The sequence below is a fragment of the Pseudomonas sp. GL-R-26 genome, assembly GCF_019947365.1.
GTDB lineage: Bacteria > Pseudomonadota > Gammaproteobacteria > Pseudomonadales > Pseudomonadaceae > Aquipseudomonas.
In genome coordinates, this window is the sequence record NZ_JAGYGI010000056.1 from 1 (window position 1) to 15988 (window position 15988).

Below are 15988 nucleotides of genomic sequence, written 5' to 3' on the forward strand. Positions count from 1 at the left end.
GACCAGTTCACCACCACTGTCACCGATGAGCCATCGGGCCAGGGTGACAAGGTCACGGTGAGCATCGCCAGCAACGGCGATGTGCAGGAAAACCTCGCGCCGACCTTCACCGTCAAGGTCGACCAGAAGCTCGATCACGACCTCAAGGTCACCCTGAGCAATGGCGACACAGTCACCATTGAAGCCGGCAAATTGTCGGCCATCTACACCGCGCCAGTGCAGGGCGAAGACGTCTACAACGACCCAAGCAACCTGAGCCTGACCGTCGATTCGGCCAGCGTCACCGGCAAGACCTTCGAAAACCTGGTGATCGACGGCACGGCGGCTAACGTGGCCATCACTGACACCGTCAGCGAAGTCATTGCCACTTTGACCGTGGACAAATCCGCCGTGGCTGAAGGTGGTCAAGTCACCTACACCGTGACCCTGACCAACGCGGCCGGTCTGCCGATCAATAACCACGGTCCGTTGGAATTCACGCTGTCCGATGGCTCAAAAGTCACCGTTCCAGCCAATACCGCGACCGGTTCCGCCACCATCATCGCCAAGGATGACGTCTACACCGGCGGCCAGCCGTCCATCGTCAACAAACTGGAATCGGTCAGCGGCGCGGACAATTTCGAGAAATTGACCCTGGGCAAAGACCAGTTCACCACCACTGTCACCGATGAGCCATCGGGCCAGGGTGACAAGGTCACGGTGAGCATCGCCAGCAACGGCGATGTGCAGGAAAACCTCGCGCCGACCTTCACCGTCAAGGTCGACCAGAAGCTCGATCACGACCTCAAGGTCACCCTGAGCAATGGCGACACAGTCACCATTGAAGCCGGCAAATTGTCGGCCATCTACACCGCGCCAGTGCAGGGCGAAGACGTCTACAACGACCCAAGCAACCTGAGCCTGACCGTCGATTCGGCCAGCGTCACCGGCAAGACCTTCGAAAACCTGGTGATCGACGGCACGGCGGCTAACGTGGCCATCACTGACACCGTCAGCGAAGTCATCGCCACCCTGACCGTGGACAAATCCACCGTGGCTGAAGGCGGTTCGGTGACTTACACCGTGACCCTGACCAACGCGGCCGGTCTGCCGATCAATAACCACGGTCCGTTGGAGTTCACCCTGTCCGACGGCACGAAGGTGACTGTTCCAGCGAACGGGACCTCCGCTTCCGCCACCATCATCGCCAAGGATGACGTCTACACCGGCGGCCAGCCGTCCATCGTCAACAAACTGGAATCGGTCAGCGGCGCTGACAATTTCGAGAAGCTGACCCTGGGCAAGGACCAGTTCACCACCACTGTCACCGACGAAGCAGGTTCGGGCACGCCGAATACGCCGGCCAACACCGGTGACGTCACCACTATCAGCATCTCGGGTGATACATCTGTCGTCGAGGGTCAGACAGCGCATTACACCCTCTCGCTGACCAACCCGGCTCACGGTGAAGTGACCGTAACCCTGACCTACTCCGGCACCGCAGCCAATGGTGAGGACTTCACCGGTGTGACGACGGTCAAGATCCCGGCGAATGCCAGCAGCGTGCCATTCGACATTTCGACCATCGATGACCGGATCACCGAAAACACCGAAAACTTCGTGGTCAAGATCGACTCGGCCACCGGCGGCAACTTCGAGAACCTGGCGATCAGCACGTCCAACGGCAGCGTCAATACTTCGATCATCGACAACGATGCACCGCCAGTACTGGACCTCGACGCCAACAACTCCAGCGGCGCCACCGGGGCCGATTACAAGGTGACCTTCACAGAGAACACCCCGGGTGCGGGCGTGTCGATCGCCGACACTGACCTGAGCATCACCGATCCGGACAGCACCAAGCTGACCGGCGCGACCATCGTGCTGACCAACCGTCAGGACGGCGATGCGCTGAACCTGGGCAACAGCGTCAACGGCATCACCATCAATGCCAACAGCACCAATGGCACCGTCACCCTGACCCTGTCGGGTAACGCGACGCTGGCCGACTACATGCAGCAGATCAAGAACATCACCTTCACCAACAACAGTGAAGATCCGAGCACCGTGCCGCGCACCATCACCGTGACGGTGACCGATGGCAGCAACTACTCCAACACCGCGACCACCACGGTCAACGTGGTGGCCGTCAATGACGCACCGGTCGCAGCACCGGTCAACGTCACCGGCACCGAAGACACGCCGCTGATCCTCGGCTGGTCGACCTTCGGCGTCAGCGACGTCGACAGTCCGGCCACCAACCTGGGCGTGAAAATCACCCAGCTGCCGGGCGAGGGCAAACTGCAGTACCTGGACGGTTCGACCTGGAAAGATGTCGCCGCCGACCAGACGTTCAGCAAGACTGATATCGACGCGGGCAAACTGCGCTTCATGCCGGATGCCAACGAGTCGGGCGTGGACGGATACGGCGGTACCAATCTGGGTAACAAGCAGGCGGACTACGCGCAACTCCAGTTCCAGCCAACCGACGGCCAGACGCTGGGCAACACCGGCACGATCAAGATCGACATCACTCCGGTGGCGGATGCCCCGACCCTGAGCGTTGCCGACAACAGCGTAAGGTCCACCGGGTTGATCAAGGAAGTCTGGACCGGTCTGTCGGGCCTGGGCACCAGCGGTAACGGCGCGGATTCGACCACGCTGAAAAACGTGATCGACGCCGCTGGCACACCGAACTCCAAAGGCACCGTGACCAATGTGCAGTCCGACGGTAGCGTGACCGCCGGCACGGCCTCGAAAACCTCCGGCCTGATCTACCTCGAAGCCGGCAAGACCTACACCTTCAGCGGTGTCGGTGATGACAGCCTGTTGGTGACCATCGGCGGCAAGAACGTCGCTGCGATTACCTGGGGCGCGGGCGGCAACCTCAATGGTTCGTACACCCCGACCACCAGCGGCTACTACACCCTGGACATCTACCACCACAACCAGAGCGGCCCGGGCAGCTATGACGTCAACCTGTCGGTCAATGGCAGCACGCCGATCGATCTGAGCAGTGCCGGCGTACCGATTTACACCGGTGTGTCGGATCTGGTGAATGCCGGCGTGACCGTGTCCGACTTGCACGGCACCAATGGCGAAGGCTACTACGACGGTTACAAACTCAATACCGGCGCCGAAGGCACCAGTGTGAAATTGTCCGCCATCACCACCGCGCTGACCGACACCGACGGCTCGGAAAGCCTGAGCCTGAAGATCAGCGGCATGCCGGTCGGCTCGGTACTCACCGACAGCGCGGGACATACCTTCACGGTCACAGCGACCAATGGCGAGGCCAATGTGACAGGCTGGAGTCTCGGCTCTCTGACCGTTACTCCGCCACCGTACTACAACGGCCAATTCAACCTGACCGTGACCTCGACCTCCACCGAGGTCCTGGGTGGTTCGGCCAGCAGCACTTCGCAGATCCCTGTGACCGTGTTCCCGGCGACCTACAACGCCGTCACCGCCACCGCGGCCGATGACACCGTCACCGGCACCGACGGCAATGACATCATCGTCGCCGACATCGGCGGCCTGACCGTGGTGCCGGGCACCAACTACAACATCGCGTTCATGGTCGACAGCTCCGGCAGTATGAGTTCGTCGTCGATCAGCTCGGCCAAGGACTCGCTGACGTCGGTGTTCAACACCCTCAAGCAAAGCCTGGGCAGCAACTCGGGTACGGTGAACATCTTCCTGGTGGACTTCGACACCCAGGTGAACAAGTCGGTGTCGGTGAACCTCAATGACTCGAATGCGCTGACTCAGTTGAAGGCGACTCTGGACTCGATGTCGTCCGGCGGCGGCACCAACTACGAGGACGTGTTCAAAACCACGGCCAACTGGTTCCAGAGTGCGAGCGCCGTGGACAATACCGGGGCGAAGAATCTCACGTATTTCATTACTGACGGCAAGCCGACTTACTACCAGAGCGGCGAGTCGACCAACCCGACCCTGTATGGCAGCACCACGCTCGATAGCCTGGTCACAACCAGCAACTATCAGCTGGGTAAAGCGATCAGCCTGTTCCCCGACAGCACGCACCAGATCGACATTAGCGCCTCGGGCCAAGTGACGGTCTGGACCAAGAGCGGCAACGGCAACGGCAATGGCAACGGAGGCAGCTGGTCATCCAAGGACTTCGGGTATCTGCATGCCCAGGGTGACGGCACCTACGAGTTCTCGGGTCGTGACGGCGACGGCAACAGCACCGACTGGGACACCACCAGCAACTCCACCGGCAGCTTTGCACTGCTGAGCAATCTGTCGAATGTCGAGGCCATTGGCCTCAACAACGGAGTGAGCCTCAACGACCTGAAGCCGTACGACTCGAATCAAACACCACAAACCAACATCGATCCGAAGGATCTGGCCAATACGATCATCGGCCACACCGAAGCGACGATGCCGGGTCACGACAACGTCAGCGGTGGCGAAGGCAACGACATCCTGTTCGGTGACCTGGTGAGCTTCAACGGCATTGCCGGCGAGGGTTACCAGGCCATGCAAGCCTTCGTGGCGCAGCAATCCGGCGTGGACGTGAGCAAAGTCACCACCAGCAACGTGCACCAGTACATCACCGAGCATTACACTGCGTTCGATGTGTCCGGTGCCCATGACGGCAACGACACCCTGCTGGGCGGTGCGGGCAATGACATTCTGTTCGGCTCGGGTGGTAACGACAACCTCGACGGTGGCAAGGGCAATGACATCCTGCTCGGCGGCACCGGCAACGACATCCTGATCGGTGGTTCCGGCGGTGATACCTTCGTCTGGAAAGCGGGCGACACCGGCAACGACGTGATCAAGGACTTCAAGGCCAGCGAAGGCGACCGGATCGACCTGCGTGATCTGTTGCAGGGCGAAACCGGCAGCACCATCGACAATTTCCTGAAGATCAGCACGGTCGATGGCGTGTCGTCGCTGCAGGTCAGCTCGGCCGGCCAGTTCAACTCGGGCAACGCCGCAGCCGCCACGCCGGACGTGACGATCAAGCTGGAAGGCAACAACTGGTCTAGCGCCAACTTGCACAACCTGATTGCCGGTAGCGACCCGACCATCAAGGTCGATCACAACAACAGCTGATGCACGAAAACGGCCGCTCCTTATGGGGCGGCCGTCACGTTTGCGTCCACTGCCCGGTGACGATTTCGTCGCTGCGCCACATACTGGCGTGCAGTTGACCTATGCTGCTGACAGCACGACGCTGGTTCAATTCCGAGGGATGCTCAATGTTTTACGTGCAACGCGATGCGCAGGGCCTGTTGGTACGCGTGGAACCCGCCGCCTACACCGAGGCCACGGAAACGCTGGCGGCCGACAATCATGAGATCCAGGCCTGGTTTGCCAACGCGGCTGTGGAGAACAGCCTCAAACAGCTCAAGCAAAGTGACCTGGAAATGATCCGGGTACTCGATGACTTGATTCAGGTGCTGACCCAGAAAGGCGTGATCCGCGTCACCGACCTGCCGACGGCGGCCCAGGCCAAGCTCATGGACCGAAACCAGGCCCGTGAAGCCTTGGGTGGCTTGAGCCAATTGATCGATGATGAAGAGACCGGGTTGATCTGATCATTGATCTTCAGTGGCTGTTCCAACCTCATCGCGGGCAAGCCCGCGATGACGGCATCACTGACAACCCAGCTCTAAAGAGTTACTTCCAGGGCTTTGGCTCGCCGAACAACTGGCCCTGCACACCGTATAGCCCCATCTCGCGAATCACCGACAACTCGCCTTCAGTTTCGACCCGCTCGGCAATCAGCGGCAGATCAATGCTGTGTGCCGCTCGCTGGATCGCTTCGATGAACAGGCGTTTGTCACTCTCCAGATCGATCGACCGAATGTAGCTGCCATCGATTTTCAGGTACGCCAGACCCAGCCGTGCCAGGTTGCCGATCATGCTGAAGCGGCCACCAAAACGTTGCAGACTCAGGGAGAATCCGAGTTCGCGCAGGCGCCGGGTCAGTTGCTCCAGCACCGACTGGTCAGGCAGTTGCTCTTCGCCAATTTCCAGGGTCAGACGCGGGCCGAGGTTGGAGTGCGCGCGCAGTATCTCGAAGATTTTGTTTTGCGCCTGCGGGTCGGCCAGGGTAGCCGACGATAGGTTCAGCGCCAGCGACTCCTCATGCCCGCTCATTTGCTCCAGCACCCGTTCGAGCATCAGCCGATCCAGGCGTGCGGTCCAGCCGAAGCGCTCCAGCCAAGGCAGAAAACGCCCTGCGGGGATGGTCTGGCCGTGTTCGTCGAGCAGTCGCGACAACACTTTGTAGTGCAGCACCAGTTGCGTGTCCTGGGCGGCCACTACCGGTTGGAAATACAGCTCGAAACGTCGCTGTGTCAGCGCCTGGTCGAGCATCAGGTGCCAGGCGTGGTGATCGTCGCCGACACTGGCCGCGAGACTGTGCTCGATACAGGCCCAGTTCTGCTCGCCCTGGCCTTCGGCCTGCGCCAGCGCCTGGTCGCCGAGGCTGAGCACGGCTTGGGGGGAGTCGCCGTGAGTGAAAGGCGCCAGGCCGATAGACGCCACGGCAGCCACATCGGTGGCGCCGGTAGCGTGAAGACTGGCCAAGGCGCTGTCGAGGTTCTGTGCCAATTGCAGCGCTTCTGCACGCACCAGCCCCGGTGCCAGTACGGCAAATTCGCCGCCACGGATACGGGTGACCAGGTTCTGTGTTTCCGGGTATTTGGCGCACTCGCGAGACAGTTGCTCGCCGACGGCCTTGAGCACTTCATCGGTGCGCTGACCACCGAGACGCTGGTTGAGGCCGGCCAGATCCTTGACCCGCAACAGCAGCAGGTAACCGGAACTGGCCTGCTCCGGATTGCTTACCCGCGCATTCAGTTGCATCTCGAAATAACGCCGGTTGGCTAACCCGGTCAACGAGTCCTGATAGGACTCGACCCGTAGCTTTTCACTGCGTTCGGCCTGCTCCTGGAACAGCGCCTTGAGCTTCTCGACCATCTGGTTCATGGCCTGCACTACCCGGCGAAGTTCGGGGGTACGAGGCAGTTCCGGCAGGCTGAGGAATTCCCGACGGGCGATGGCGTGGGATTGCTTGACCATGTAATCCAGCGGCCTCAATTGCTGACGCAGCAACAACGCGCCGAGTACCGCACTGACCGCGCCACACAGCAGCAACCAACCCAGGCTGCCTAAAGCGCTTTGCCACAACTTGGCCAGCGCGAACATCGGGTGGCTGACCACCTCGACCCTGGCAGCCTGCTCCCAGCCACGACTGACGATCGCATCACCACCGGCGGGCTCCAGGCCGATCAGTTTGACGAACCAGTCCGGAACGCTGTTGACCGCAGGAATGCCCGTGCGCTCGACCAGGGTCTGGTCGGTCTTCAGATCGACCACGCGGATGCTCGCGTAGTAACCGCTGTCGAAAATCGAGCTGACCAGCAACTCGACCATCGCCGGGTCGTCGATGTTCGGTGTCAGGGAAAGCGCCAGCGCCGTCGCGGCGTCCTGGGCATGGGAGCGCAACTGGTTGACGTACTGAGTACGCGAGCTCTCCAGACTGACCATGAAACTGCCGGTGAAGGCGACCACCAGGAACAGACAGATAGCAATCAACAGCTGTTTGAACAAAGACATCTGAGCATGTGCTCCTAGTTAGTCGTCTCGACCGAGAATCCTTCGGCCTGCATTTTTTTCAACACATCCTGCCAACGCGAAAGGCGTTTGGTATCGCCGACCTTTTTATTGCCCTTGGCGCCCGGTAACCACATCCCTTCCGCATTGAAAGAGTAGACCGGCAGCAAATCCTTTCGTTGGCTGGCCGGCTTGATTGCATCAATCAGGCTGTCGAGCACCAGGGGCTCGGCTTCAGGGTTCGCGTAGTAAGTCAGCACCATGTGCGCGCGGTTTTGGGTCAGTGCCTTGACATAGGTAATACGCAGCTTTTCACTGGCTACACCGAGGTGGCGCAGACTGAAGTACTTGGCGATAGCGTAGTCTTCACAGTCGCCGGCGCCTTTCCAGAGGGCCTCGATCGGGGTTTCCCAGTAGTCGACTTCATGCCACAGATCGATGTCTTCGACGTATCGCAGCTGTTTGTTGAAGAAGCGATTGACCACATTGAGTTGTTCCAGCTCGCCGATCTGCTTCTGGCTAGTCAATAAGTATTGCCAATCATTAATGCGTTGCTGACCTTCTCCCAAAGGTCCGTACAATACCTGCGCCCGCCGGCTGATCAGGGAAAAATCCCAATCGGCGCTCAAGCTGCCCAGCATCACGCCAGCCAGCAGCAATGCACTGCACAACCAGCGTAAAGCCCGGGGGATCGTTAAACTTGCCGCCAATGCGAGGCATCCTGGATAGGCAGGAGGGAGTCGTTCGAATGGTGAAGGTTAGACCGGAAAAAGACAATGGCACGGTGAGATCACTGGCGGCGCGCTAAACTGCAAGAAAGGCACTCGAGAGCTTGTTTGACAAGCAGTCAGTCAGTTACTAGTGTCACTTGGATCCAAAAATATTCCATCAATCAGGGTGCGTTTAGTGACACAAAAGCCCAACCCTCTCAGCAGTATCAAGGTCAACGGGCCGATTCCCGCACACATGGCACGCTCGGTGATCGAAGAAACCCTGCGCGCGGCCATACTCGACGGGCGCATTCCTTGCGGTGCGGCCCTGCGCCAGCAAGACCTCGCCGACCTGTTCGGTGTCAGCCGCATGCCCGTACGCGAAGCCTTGCGCCAACTCGAAGCACAATCGTTGCTCAACGTGATTGCCCATAAGGGCGCCGTGGTCGCGCCGCTGGTCCAGGGCGATGCCATGGAAACCTACGCGCTACGCATCCTGCTGGAATCCGAAGCCCTGCGTCTTTCGGTGCCACTGCTTCGGGACGAAGATCTCGAAGTGGCTGCCCGCTACATCGACGAACTGGAAACGGAAAGTGACTACACCGAAATCGGTCGGCTTAATCGCCTGTTCCACATGGCGCTTTACAGCCAGGCGCCGAATCGTCGGCTGTTGAAACTGGTCGAAGACGGCCTGAACGAAGAAGAGCGGTTCCTGCGCTTCAACCTGGAAGCCATGGGCCTTGGCAAACTGTCCCAGGATGACCACAAGGTACTGTTGCAGGCAGCCGAAGACCGGGATGTCGAACGCTCCGTGCAGCTGCTCGAACATCATTTGAACCGAGGGGTCGAGGTCATTACGCGCTACCTCAACAGCCCTGAAGTCCAGGCCAGGAACAGGTCGAAGTAGCCCGCGGCGGCAAGCGCGGGGAACCTGCCGAAGGGTTCGCCCCGCTTGCCGCGCATTCCCCCCAAATGCCCCGCGAATAATTTGATTACAAATCCCCCGCCTCCATACCACACCGCCCTTGCGGCGCCATACCGCGCCCCAACGCCCCGCCGCCTTGAAACCCGACCATTGCAACGTTTGCGTAATGCCTCAGTAATGGCGGCCACCTCGATTTACGCCCACTCTGGATAACCAGGACAAAAAACGGGTGACGCTCCGTGCGAATGGAGCAGTCCCTGCCCCGAGAAGCGAAGGAAGGAGCCTCATCACGGGAACGGAAGGATCGGCATCACTCGCGACCCGCTTCCACCCCCTTAGACACCCCCAACGAAGCCCGTAAAGAAGTTACTTCGAGTGAGGCATTCACTCTTTATTCAATTCTGACTTATATAAGCCGGAAGGAGTAACTACGCCAGAATAAAACCAATATAAAAAGTTTTATTGGAACTTATCATCTTCGAAAAAGTTGAATATTGAAATAACAACAAAACAACTTGATCAAGACTTTATATGTGTATTAGTTTTTCTTCGCCGCCAGCCACAAGCGGCAGTAACGCCTCAGTTACTCGGCATCCATGGCACTGAAAAAGATCAATTAAGTTGAGGTACCCGTTCGCCAGAAGAAAACTTCCAGCGAACTTCAGTGCTTGATTACTTCTCACCCCGGATCATTTACAGGCTCATCCATGAAACCAACTAAAGAACGTCTGCTTCAAAAAAAATCCGAACTTGGCGAACACCCGATCTTCTCTGAAATACATTCGCTGCCGGTCCTGCGACGCTTCATGGAAACCCACGTGTTTGCCGTATGGGACTTCATGTCGCTGACCAAACGCCTGCAACAGGAGCTGACCTGCGTGCGACTGCCCTGGTTGCCACCGCAGGATCACCAGGCCGCGAGATTGATCAACGAGATCGTACTGGGTGAGGAGTCGGATGATCGTCCGGCCCAGGGTCATTACAGCCACTTCGAGTTGTACCTGGATGCAATGCGCGAGGTCGGCGCGTGCACCGTTGCCATCGAACGCTTCGTGGCCCTGCAGCAAGAAGGCGTGAGCTACGACGTGGCCTTGCAGAGCGTCAAGGTCGATCCGGCTGCCGCCAATTTCGTCCGCCATACGCTACACACCGCACTGCATGCGCCGGGCCACAGTGTTGCGGCGGCGTTTCTGCACGGTCGCGAGAGCGTTATCCCGCGGATGTTCCAGCGCATCCTCGACGATTGGGGTATCGGCATCGAACAGGCGCCGACTTTCCGGTATTACCTCGAACGGCACATAGAGGTCGATTCCGAGAACCACGGCCCGGCAGCGGAAAAGCTCCTGTCGCGACTGGTCGATAGCGACCAGCAACGGCAAGAAGACGTGTACGCCAGCGCCATCGCTGCCGTGGAAAGTCGTATCGCCCTGTGGGACGGATTGCGCCTGAGCATGAACGAATCCGTCGTGGAGGTGAGCGCATGAACGCCACCGACTACCAATCCTTCGCCGACGCCTGGGAGAGCCGCGCGACCATCCGCACCCGCCCGCGCCGCGTGCTGGAGAACGACGACAAACTGATCTACCCCTTGAGCCGCCAAGCGTTGGTGCTGAGCGAAACCTTTCTACGCCAATGCCCGGAACAGCGCGACTTCGCCCTGGTGCAGACCCTCTACAAGTTCATCAACGATGTGGTGATCTTCGAAACCGAGATCGTCGACAAAACCGCCCGCAGCATCGCCAAGAACCGCTTCGCGGTCGAGTTCCCGTTCGCCTGCCGCTACGACGCCATGACTGTGGTGGTGGACGAGGACTACCACGCGCTGGTGGCGATGGATTTCATGCAACAGACCATCGCCATGACCGGCATCACCCCCATTGAGTTACCGGATGAGATCGAGCTGAGCCGGGCGATACCGGCAGCCGTGGCGCTCGCACCGGAGCACCTGCGTAGCGCAGTAGAACTGATCTGCGTGGCCATCGCCGAAAACACGGTGACCGGTGATGTCGCCGCGTTCGCCAAGGACGACACGGTCAAGCAATCGATCAAGGGCCTGATGGCCGATCACTTGCTGGACGAGGGGCGCCATTCCGGTTTTTGGGCGCGGCTGGTACGCATCTACTGGCATGCCGCAAGTGCAGAAGACCGCCAGTGCATCGCGCAGATCCTGCCGGTGTTCATTGCTCATTACCTGACCAACGACATCCAGAAATCCTTCGACTTCCGCCTGATCGACGCATTGCAGATCAACGACGCGGCGCGCCACGCACTCAAGAGCGAAATATCGGCACTGGCTTTCCCGATCAATCGCCATCACCCGCTGGTGGCCAACATTGTGCGGTTTTTCCACAGCAGTTCGCTGCTCGATTCGCCGTGCGTACAAACCGCCCTCAGCGACTACCTGGTTTGACGAGGAGCCCATCATGAGACGTCTCGACATCTTGCTTACCGGACAAAGCCAGGCCCTGACCGACCTGGCATTGGAACTCGAACAACACGGTCACTCACTGACGCGGATATCCGCACTCGACGAAATGCCGGGGCCTGCGGATCTACTGATCGACGATGGCACGTCACCTCTGCTCGCCTGTCAGGCGCCACGACTGACCTTGCAGTTGGGGCTTGGCCTGCCGCAGGCGTCCAGCCTGCCATCGCTGGACCTGTTGTGCTGGCATGGTTCAACGCTGCTGAGCCGTGTACCCATCGCCGATGAACCGTCGGGTAACGGCCAGGCGTTGCGTATGCAGGCCATGGCAGCACTGGTTGACCATGTGGCGCTGCTGGTCAGCCGCTACTCGCGCGATGCCGACTATTTTCGATTCGCCGAACCCGCCGCACCTGTCCGCTTCGAGCGCATCGAGAGCCTGCGGTTCCTGGAAAACCTCGCGTTCGTGCATCGCCTCAACGCCACCGCCGACCCACGACTGCAGCAACTCGCGCTAACGCCGATGATCGAAAGTCTGGAACAACAATGCATCCAGAGCGCCGACCATCCGGCCTTGAGTGTCGACGGCAACACCCTCGACTATCGCCAGTTGCACGCCCACAGCCGCGCCATCGAGCAACGTCTGCGACCGCTGCTGGAGCAGCATCAAGGCCCGGTCGTCATCGGGATCTGCCTGCCCAAATGCAGTGCGCTATATGCGGGAATCCTGGCGATCCTGGGCAGCGGCGCGGTGTACTTGCCGCTGGAGCCGAGCCATCCGTTGCAACGTCAGCAGTACATCCTGTCGAATGCCGGCGCGGTGTTGTTGCTGCATGACGGCGAGCATCCCCTGGCGGACGAGATGCCAGGACTGGACATCAGCCGCATCGACGCCCATGAAGCAGACCTCTCTCAACCGTTGATGCGCCAACGCCCCGACCTCAATGCGCCCTGCATGGCGCTCTACACCTCGGGTACCACCGGCCATCCGAAGGGCGTGCTGCTCAGCCAGGCCAACCTCGCGCACTTCACCCACTGGTACGCCGACTATGTGCAGGTGACCCGCCAGAGCCGGGTGCTGCAGTTTTCTTCGTTGGGATTCGACTCATCGCTGATCGACATCTTCCCCACCCTGTTGCAGGGCGCTGAACTGATCGTACCCGGCGATGACCAACGCCGCGATCCCCTGCAACTGGTGGAGCTGATTCGTCATCGGCAACTGAGCCACGCCTTTTTGCCCCCGGCCTTGTTGAGCATCCTGCCGCTGGAGCAATTGCAGTGCCTGGATCACGTGATAACCGGCGGCGATGTCTGCGAGCCGTGGGTCATCGAACAACTGAGCCGCCAGGGCAAGCTCTACAACCTCTACGGGCCCACCGAAGCCACGGTGCTGATTACCGCGCGCAAACTCCAGGCAGGCGACAACAACCGTTCTCTGGGCGCTCCAATCGCCAACAGCCAGGTGTTGATCCTCGATGACGACTTTCAACCGATGGCCGAACAGACTGTCGGCGAGTTGTACATCGCCGGCCCGGGCGTGTGCCTTGGTTACCTGAACAATCCGCAGCAAACCGCTGAGCGCTATCTGGACCTGAACTTGCCTGATGGCCGGACCCTGCGCGTCTATCGCACCGGGGACATGGCGAAGTGGACGACTGAAGGGATCGAGCTGTGCGGTCGGCGTGATAATCAGGTGAAGATTCGCGGCTTCCGGGTCGAGCCTGAAGAGATTGAGCGCTGCCTGCGCGACAGCCAGTTGTACCGCCAGGTTGCCGTGGTCATCGATAGCCAGCGGCGGATTCTGGCTTTCGTTGCCCCGCCTCGGGAGGACCTTCCCGGTACCGCTCGCCAAGCGCTGAAGGCCCACGCGACGCAGCACCTGCCGGACTACATGCACCCCGTTGCATGGACCGAGCTGACAGCCATGCCCTACGCCAGTAATGGCAAGGTCGACCGCAAGGCGCTCCTGGATCTACCGCTCAACGTCACCGAGCACCCTCCTCGACGTCCGCCCGCCAGCGCCGATGAGGCCCTGCTGCTGGAGGTCTGGGCCGAGTTGCTAGAGTTGCCGGCGAGCGACATCTCCACCGACGAAAGCTTCTTCAACCTGGGCGGGCACTCGATCCTGCTGTCGCGCATGCTCCTGCGACTGCGTGAAGAGTTCGGGCGCAGCATCTCGATCAACCGCTTCATCGAACTGCCCACCCTCGCGAAACTGGCAACACTGGTGCGCGGCTCCGGCAGTGAAGAAGTGCTGAGCGAACAGGCCATGCGCGATGCCTTCCGCGAACTGGATGTTCAACCGCTGCCCGTCAGCCGCATGGGCGATGTGCACAAGGTGATCGTCACCGGTGCCAACAGTTTTGTCGGTGTACACATCGTCGAAGCGTTGCTGGCCTGGGGTGCCAGCGAAGTCGCCTGCCTGGTTCGCGACGGCAACGGGCAATCGGCGGACGAGCGCTTTGCCCAGGCATTGCGGGAGAACCGTCTGGAGCATCTGGATATGAGCCGGGTGCGGGTTTACGCGGCAGACATCACGCGGCCGGAACTCGGTTTGGCGCCCGAGGTTTACCAGCGACTGGATCAGGAGTTTGGCGCTCTGGTGCATAACGCGGCCAACGTCAATCACGTCCTCGATTACGAGTCGCTGGCCCGGGACAACGTCGAACCGATTTTCGAATGCTTGCGCCTGTGCGAAGGACGCAGCAAAAAAATCTTCAACTTCGTCTCGACGCTCTCGGCCTCCAGCACGATATCTGCCGACGGCCGAGTGCTTGAGTTGCCGGCCGCACCGACGCCACCGATCTACATCAAGAACGGCTACAACCTGTCCAAATGGGTCGGCGAGCGAATCCTCGAACGGGCCCGGGAGCTTGGGGTGCGGGTCAATCTCTACCGCCCCGGAAACATCAGTTTCAACAGCCTCACGGGCGTGTGCCAGCCGCACAAGAATCGCCTGATGCTGATGCTCAAGGGCTCGATCCAGCTGGGACAGGTGCCGGAGTTCGCCTTGAACTTCGACTTGATGCCGGTGGACTTTCTCGCCCGATTCATCGCCTTCCACGCCAGTCGTTATCAACCCGAACAAGCGGTATTCAACCTGCACAACCCCGAGCCCTTGAGCTGGGACAACTACGTGGCGTCCTTCCGCGATGCGGGACGCGAATTCGCGATGGTCAGCGTCACCGACTGGCAGCAGCAACTGGGTCGGGTCGACAGCGACAACGCGTTGTTCGGCGTGCTGGGGTTTTACCTCAACGGCTTCGAAGAGGACATCGGCGATATCTCGATGATCGGTCACGACAACGCCCAGGCCGGTGTTCGGTTAATGGGCGCGCACTACCCGCAAAAGTCCCCGGCGCTGCTGCGTCGCGGCTGCGACTACCTCAAAGAAATCAATTTCATCTGACTCAACCCAACGGAGCAAAACCATGAGCACTCTGCAACCCGATACCCTGATCAAAAACCCTCAAGGCTGCCACGTGGCGTCCTCGGTGGAGGTGCCCGCCGATGCTGCGCAGGTATGGGCCATAGTCGGCAACTTTGCCGGTTTCGATCGCTTCATCCCGGCTCTGTCGCACATCGAGATGACCGGCGAAGGCGTGTCATCGCTGCGCAAAAAGTTTTTCAAGGATGGCAACCTCGTGGTCGAGCAGCTCAACTCCCGGGATGACCTGGCACGGCACATGACCTGGACAACCATCTACAACACCCTGGGTGTGGCCAATCTGTGGGCTGCGATGAGCGTTGAACCACTGGATGCGGGCAAGTCCCGAGCCACCTGGACCATCATCGCCGAGCCGGCGCAGGGTGGCGCCGAGGCGCTGCCGGGCTTCAAGGACTTCGTACAGGGTTTTGCCGATGATGCGATGAACAATGTGCTGAGACTGTTTGCGTAAGACGTGAAAAAGCCCGTTGTGGAGAGGCTCCACAACGGGCTTTTCAGTACCCCTGAAACGACAAAACCCCTGTCTGCGTTAGCAGACAGGGGTTTTGGAATTTAATCTTGACGATGACCTACTCTCACATGGGGAAACCCCACACTACCATCGGCGATGCATCGTTTCACTGCTGAGTTCGGGATGGGATCAGGTGGTTCCAACGCTCTATGGTCGTCAAGAAATTCTGTGACCGGCCCGTTAGAACTTTAACGTGCCAGTGAAAACTGGTGACTTCTACTAAAACAAAACCCCTACCTGCATACGCAGATAGGGGTTTCGGAATTTAATCTTGACGATGACCTACTCTCACATGGGGAAACCCCACACTACCATCGGCGATGCATCGTTTCACTGCTGAGTTCGGGATGGGATCAGGTGGTTCCAACGCTCTATGGTCGTCAAGAAATTC

The 15988-nt window shown here is 59.7% G+C and carries 8 protein-coding genes, 2 rRNA genes and 1 pseudogene; 7 read left to right on the top strand and 4 right to left on the bottom strand.

Features of this window, described 5'->3' with window-relative positions:
- Positions 1 to 5067 (top strand): annotated as a pseudogene (locus tag KGA96_RS28930) (LapA family giant adhesin); the annotation flags it as partial.
- A 146-nt stretch (positions 5068 to 5213) separates the two neighbouring features.
- Positions 5214 to 5552, top strand: a complete 339-nt coding sequence (locus KGA96_RS28935; RefSeq protein ID WP_046037004.1) for a hypothetical protein — start codon at positions 5214 to 5216, stop codon at positions 5550 to 5552.
- Between the two features lie 82 nt (positions 5553 to 5634).
- On the opposite strand, the gene lapD is transcribed toward KGA96_RS28935, so the two are convergent.
- Positions 5635 to 7581: a cyclic di-GMP receptor LapD gene (gene lapD / locus KGA96_RS28940; RefSeq protein ID WP_046037005.1), complete on the bottom strand. Its 1947-nt coding sequence runs from the start codon at positions 7579 to 7581 to the stop codon at positions 5635 to 5637.
- Between the two features lie 14 nt (positions 7582 to 7595).
- The gene (gene lapG, locus KGA96_RS28945) at positions 7596 to 8288 is read right to left on the bottom strand and encodes a cysteine protease LapG (RefSeq protein WP_046037006.1); all 693 of its coding nucleotides are present in this window, start codon (positions 8286 to 8288) and stop codon (positions 7596 to 7598) included.
- Positions 8289 to 8484: 196 nt separating this feature from the next.
- Between lapG and KGA96_RS28950 the strand changes: the two genes are divergently transcribed.
- The 5 genes from KGA96_RS28950 to KGA96_RS28970 all read left to right on the top strand — a co-directional run bounded on the left by KGA96_RS28950 (position 8485) and on the right by KGA96_RS28970 (position 15537).
- The gene (locus tag KGA96_RS28950) at positions 8485 to 9195 is read left to right on the top strand and encodes a GntR family transcriptional regulator (protein ID WP_223515960.1); all 711 of its coding nucleotides are present in this window, start codon (positions 8485 to 8487) and stop codon (positions 9193 to 9195) included.
- 725 nt (positions 9196 to 9920) lie between these two features.
- A complete protein-coding gene (locus tag KGA96_RS28955; protein ID WP_046037009.1) occupies positions 9921 to 10697 on the top strand; it encodes a DUF3050 domain-containing protein in 777 nt (258 codons plus the stop codon).
- Complete coding sequence (locus KGA96_RS28960; RefSeq protein WP_046037010.1) at positions 10694 to 11623, top strand: diiron oxygenase; 930 nt, start codon at positions 10694 to 10696, stop codon at positions 11621 to 11623. Before KGA96_RS28955 ends, KGA96_RS28960 begins: the two co-directional genes overlap by 4 nt.
- Before the next feature lie 13 nt (positions 11624 to 11636).
- Positions 11637 to 15047 (top strand): non-ribosomal peptide synthetase, encoded by a 3411-nt coding sequence (locus tag KGA96_RS28965; protein WP_223515964.1) that lies wholly within the window; start codon positions 11637 to 11639, stop codon positions 15045 to 15047.
- Between the two features lie 22 nt (positions 15048 to 15069).
- Positions 15070 to 15537 carry an SRPBCC family protein gene (locus KGA96_RS28970; protein ID WP_046037012.1) on the top strand — a complete coding sequence of 156 codons (468 nt, stop codon included), beginning with the start codon at positions 15070 to 15072 and terminating at the stop codon, positions 15535 to 15537.
- Between the two features lie 105 nt (positions 15538 to 15642).
- On the opposite strand, the gene rrf (KGA96_RS28975) is transcribed toward KGA96_RS28970, so the two are convergent.
- Both rrf (KGA96_RS28975) and rrf (KGA96_RS28980) read right to left on the bottom strand, forming a co-directional pair.
- A 5S ribosomal RNA gene (gene rrf, locus KGA96_RS28975) occupies positions 15643 to 15758 on the bottom strand.
- Between the two features lie 108 nt (positions 15759 to 15866).
- Positions 15867 to 15982, bottom strand: a 5S ribosomal RNA gene (rrf, locus tag KGA96_RS28980).
- Positions 15983 to 15988 lie beyond the last annotated feature (6 nt).

Bases quoted from the DNA above. Each gene is read 5' to 3' on its own strand.
- KGA96_RS28935 (WP_046037004.1), top strand. From the start codon at position 5,214: ATGTTTTACGTGCAACGCGATGCGCAGGGCCTGTTGGTACGCGTGGAA.
- lapD (WP_046037005.1), bottom strand. From the start codon at position 7,581: ATGTCTTTGTTCAAACAGCTGTTGATTGCTATCTGTCTGTTCCTGGTG.
- KGA96_RS28955 (WP_046037009.1), top strand. From the start codon at position 9,921: ATGAAACCAACTAAAGAACGTCTGCTTCAAAAAAAATCCGAACTTGGC.
- KGA96_RS28960 (WP_046037010.1), top strand. From the start codon at position 10,694: ATGAACGCCACCGACTACCAATCCTTCGCCGACGCCTGGGAGAGCCGC.
- KGA96_RS28965 (WP_223515964.1), top strand. From the start codon at position 11,637: ATGAGACGTCTCGACATCTTGCTTACCGGACAAAGCCAGGCCCTGACC.
- KGA96_RS28970 (WP_046037012.1), top strand. From the start codon at position 15,070: ATGAGCACTCTGCAACCCGATACCCTGATCAAAAACCCTCAAGGCTGC.